Source organism: Sporomusa acidovorans (genome assembly GCF_900101845.1).
GTDB lineage: Bacteria > Bacillota > Negativicutes > Sporomusales > Sporomusaceae > Sporomusa > Sporomusa acidovorans.
The window spans coordinates 1-3,302 of the sequence record NZ_FNAM01000108.1 but is presented as its reverse complement, the minus strand read 5'-3'; the positions used below and the strand labels follow the sequence as shown (position 1 = coordinate 3,302).

Genomic DNA, 3,302 nt, shown 5'->3' with positions numbered 1-3,302 from the left:
TATAAAGAGCACAAAAAAATGCGGAAATCCGCATTTTATAAGCATATTATTCCACTCTGTCTGCTTCGTATATTCTGCTAACTGTAAAAGTCGGGACAAACCATTTCTCTCTTTATGGCAGGGGCAGAAGTTCATTCTACTATCAGGTAATTTAACTATACTTTTAGCTGTGTTATAATTGCAGCAAATAACGATTGACCACAATCTATAAAATCTACAAATGCAGTTCTTATGAAAGAAGGTATTAGATGTTAATTTCTGAATGGAAAAAAAATCTGGCAATTCTGTGGTCAGCTCAACTTATTGGCATGAGTGTTATTACAGGCGTAATTTCTTTTTTACCACTATATGTGCCGCATCTAGGTGTTACCGACCCCGCTCAAGTTGCTATGTGGTCTGGTATTCTAATTGCTGCGACTTCGTTCTTTGCAGCACTTTCAAACCCGTTCTGGGGAGCTATGGCGGACCGAAAAGGGCGAAAGCCAATGCTAGAAAAAGTATTGCTTATGTTTGGCATGATAATCATAACCATAGCCTTTGCTTCCACCGTCTATCAATTATTGGCCTTACGGATCCTGCAGGGCGTTTGCGGTGGGTTTACGGCCGCGGCTACTGCTCTTGCTGTAAGCATGTCGCCAACAGAACATATCTCATCTACTGTGGGAATATTCCAAATAAAAAAGACTCACACAATTTGTCGGGAAGCAAAAAATGCGAGTCTTTGACTTTATATATGTTATATAGAGACTATTATGTTTTAAACCTAAGAAAATTCTTTTAAACCATATTATTTTTTAACTTTGTTAACGTTTCCTGGCTATGTTGAATTTCTTCCTGCAATTGTGACAATACTTTTTCAAATCCCTCTCTCTGCCGCTTTCTTAGTTGAATTTCGTATTCTTTAATCTTAGTAACTTTTTTATTTTTCGAACCCGCTTGTGATGTTGTCAACTTTCTCAAACCCTTTTGTACCTTTTCTATTTGCTTATCCAATTTTTCAATCTCATTTTCAGCCGTATAAGCCACTTTCTTGATCTTTTTGCCATATACCTGCAGGTCCTGCAGTAAAGTAAGGATAGCTGTTATATCTTGCGCCTGATCATCTTGCTTGGTGTCCATTTTTTCGGAAGCCATCATTTACCCTCCTATTTTTTTCGTCATTTCGTCGTGCTATAAAATCTACAATTCTAGAACCAGTTTTATCCGTAGCCGCTAATTCCTTGTTGTTTAAATAAGCCATTAACTCGTCTTTTGACCATGAACTACATAATACTTTGGCAATAATCTCATTAATGGTTGTTTCATCTGAAGTAATATCAATAAGATGAGGACCTTTGTCTTTTAGGATTACTCGCCGTTTATTATTTATTGGCCAATTGGCAAGTAACGTCCATTGTTGAGAATTCACATCCGGTCACACTCCTCTAATGCTTGAGTTTCACCCCAAAAGCTATAAAAACTACTTCTTCTGTCACGATTCAACTAAAGAAAGTATAATCCTGTCTGCTTTTTTACCTAATTGAGTAATTTAACCAAAACTTAACACTTGGAAAAGTATGTTTAATATTAACTTAATAAATGGCAAAAAAAATAAAGACTTATATATGCATAAAAAAATACCAAGTGGCAATTGGAGGTAACCCACTTGGTTGCAACATTAGTCATAAGAATAGAGTAAATAGTTTTCTTCAATTAGTCTTTTTTCAAGACGGCTTACAAATATTAATTGCTCATGCTCTATTTTTTTCTTCGCCTCAACTATCGAAAAAAAGCCGACCTTGTCAATCTCAGGAAACAAACATACCTGACCTGAACTAGGCGGCCACTCCAACTGGAACAGGTTACTTTTGGCAGGCTTAGACATATCCCAGTCTCCCTCAAAGGCCCAAACATGCACAATTCTCTTATACTTTCCCGGTGCGCTGCCTAGATAAAATGAATAAGTTATATTCGGATCAATCCCAGTTTCCTCGACAAACTCACGCACTGCACCTTCCAGGATAGTTTCACCACTCTCAAGATGTCCCTTGGGAATTCCCCAATACCGGTCATCTTTATCTACAAAATAGGGCCCACCCGGATGCGCTAACAATAGTTCTAAACACCCATTATGTAATCGATACATGAGTAAACCGGCACTTAGATTATCTTCCAGAAAAATCACGCCTCCAATCAATTTCCAAAATGATTAAGGTCTACTACATCATACCATAGGGTTATGCTCACCGGAGTTAACCTGGTATTAAATTTTTATTAATCTTCTTAAATCCGAAACATCGTTATGCATTACTAAATAAACAAATTATACCCTATATTCAATTAGTGATTACCTTACTGACTTGAACATTCTTACTCTCAACTGTCGGATCTGCATTTGTATTTTCAAAATACTTAAGCCATGCGCTAATCATTCCCCAGGCTATAAATACGCCCAGCATAACACCGGCCGCGACCTGAATACCAGAATGCCAGTCCGTCTCCACTCTCGACCACGAAATAGCAGCAGCAGCCGTAAACCAAAGCCAGGAAAACCTAGGAAAAAACATGGCTAACAAAAAGGCCATTGCAAAAGCATGTGTGGCATGACCACTTGGAAAACCACCTTCTCCCCCATTCGGTCGAAGATACCATGGATAAATTTTCATACTCTTAATTCCCTGGACAAGTATCCCGACGAGCAAATCAATGCCTAAAGTTAGTTTAATAATACTTCCGGTCCTTTGCCTCCAAGCCCAAATTAAAATTATTATATTCGTGCCTATTAAAAAAACATCGTTACCGATACCGCTCAGAAAATTACCAATTGACCAAATATATGGATTTCCGGATTTTTTCGCCCACAATGCAATAAAAATAGTTATCAGGCCAAAAATAATGGTCCACCAAAATGCATTAGAAAAACATTGTCTCATACGATCCAGCTTATTTCTTATTACCACATTTTAACCTCCTAATTCTTATGATGAAACGTAGAAACAGTTACTTATTATTTTTCGACTTCATTGTAGACAATTCTTAGCGTGCAAACAAGACAAGAAAGATTAACATTTCTTTAAAATATAGGGCAGAGCAATTCTTACGGTTTTCCCCTATAGTGGCAGTAATGCTAAAAATATAAAAATCAATACACTAAAGAAAGTTCAAATCATCGGAACTATGCAAATAACAATGCGCATATCACTAATTAGTGTGTATCCATATAAGGGTACTTCAATTAGTCTTTTGGAACTTGTCACTCAAGACTGCTATACTTGACCTAAGATTGGATCGAGACGTCTTCGTATTTCGGGGCTACACTCAGC

The 3,302-nt window shown here is 37.3% G+C and carries 5 protein-coding genes; 1 reads left to right on the top strand and 4 read right to left on the bottom strand.

Annotation, left to right across the window (positions count from 1 at the left end):
* Window positions 1-248 precede the first annotated feature (248 nt).
* Window positions 249-725 carry an MFS transporter gene (locus tag BLR65_RS28685; protein WP_093798241.1) on the top strand — a complete coding sequence of 159 codons (477 nt, stop codon included), beginning with the start codon at window positions 249-251 and terminating at the stop codon, window positions 723-725.
* Window positions 726-777: 52 nt separating this feature from the next.
* On the opposite strand, the gene BLR65_RS28680 is transcribed toward BLR65_RS28685, so the two are convergent.
* From BLR65_RS28680 to BLR65_RS28665, 4 genes are all read right to left on the bottom strand, one after another.
* The gene (locus BLR65_RS28680; protein WP_144036454.1) at window positions 778-1,137 is read right to left on the bottom strand and encodes a hypothetical protein; all 360 of its coding nucleotides are present in this window, start codon (window positions 1,135-1,137) and stop codon (window positions 778-780) included.
* Window positions 1,100-1,408 carry a hypothetical protein gene (locus tag BLR65_RS28675; RefSeq protein ID WP_093798237.1) on the bottom strand — a complete coding sequence of 103 codons (309 nt, stop codon included), beginning with the start codon at window positions 1,406-1,408 and terminating at the stop codon, window positions 1,100-1,102. Before BLR65_RS28675 ends, BLR65_RS28680 begins: the two co-directional genes overlap by 38 nt.
* Before the next feature lie 249 nt (window positions 1,409-1,657).
* On the bottom strand, window positions 1,658-2,164 hold the full coding sequence (locus BLR65_RS28670; RefSeq protein ID WP_211285263.1) for an NUDIX domain-containing protein: 507 nt from the start codon (window positions 2,162-2,164) through the stop codon (window positions 1,658-1,660).
* A gap of 151 nt (window positions 2,165-2,315) precedes the next feature.
* The gene (locus BLR65_RS28665) at window positions 2,316-2,939 is read right to left on the bottom strand and encodes a phosphatase PAP2 family protein (RefSeq protein WP_093798235.1); all 624 of its coding nucleotides are present in this window, start codon (window positions 2,937-2,939) and stop codon (window positions 2,316-2,318) included.
* Window positions 2,940-3,302: the final 363 nt, after the last annotated feature.

Coding starts and splice junctions, on each gene's coding strand:
- BLR65_RS28685 (WP_093798241.1), top strand. CDS start 249: ATGTTAATTTCTGAATGGAAAAAAAATCTGGCAATTCTGTGGTCAGCT.
- BLR65_RS28680 (WP_144036454.1), bottom strand. CDS start 1,137: ATGATGGCTTCCGAAAAAATGGACACCAAGCAAGATGATCAGGCGCAA.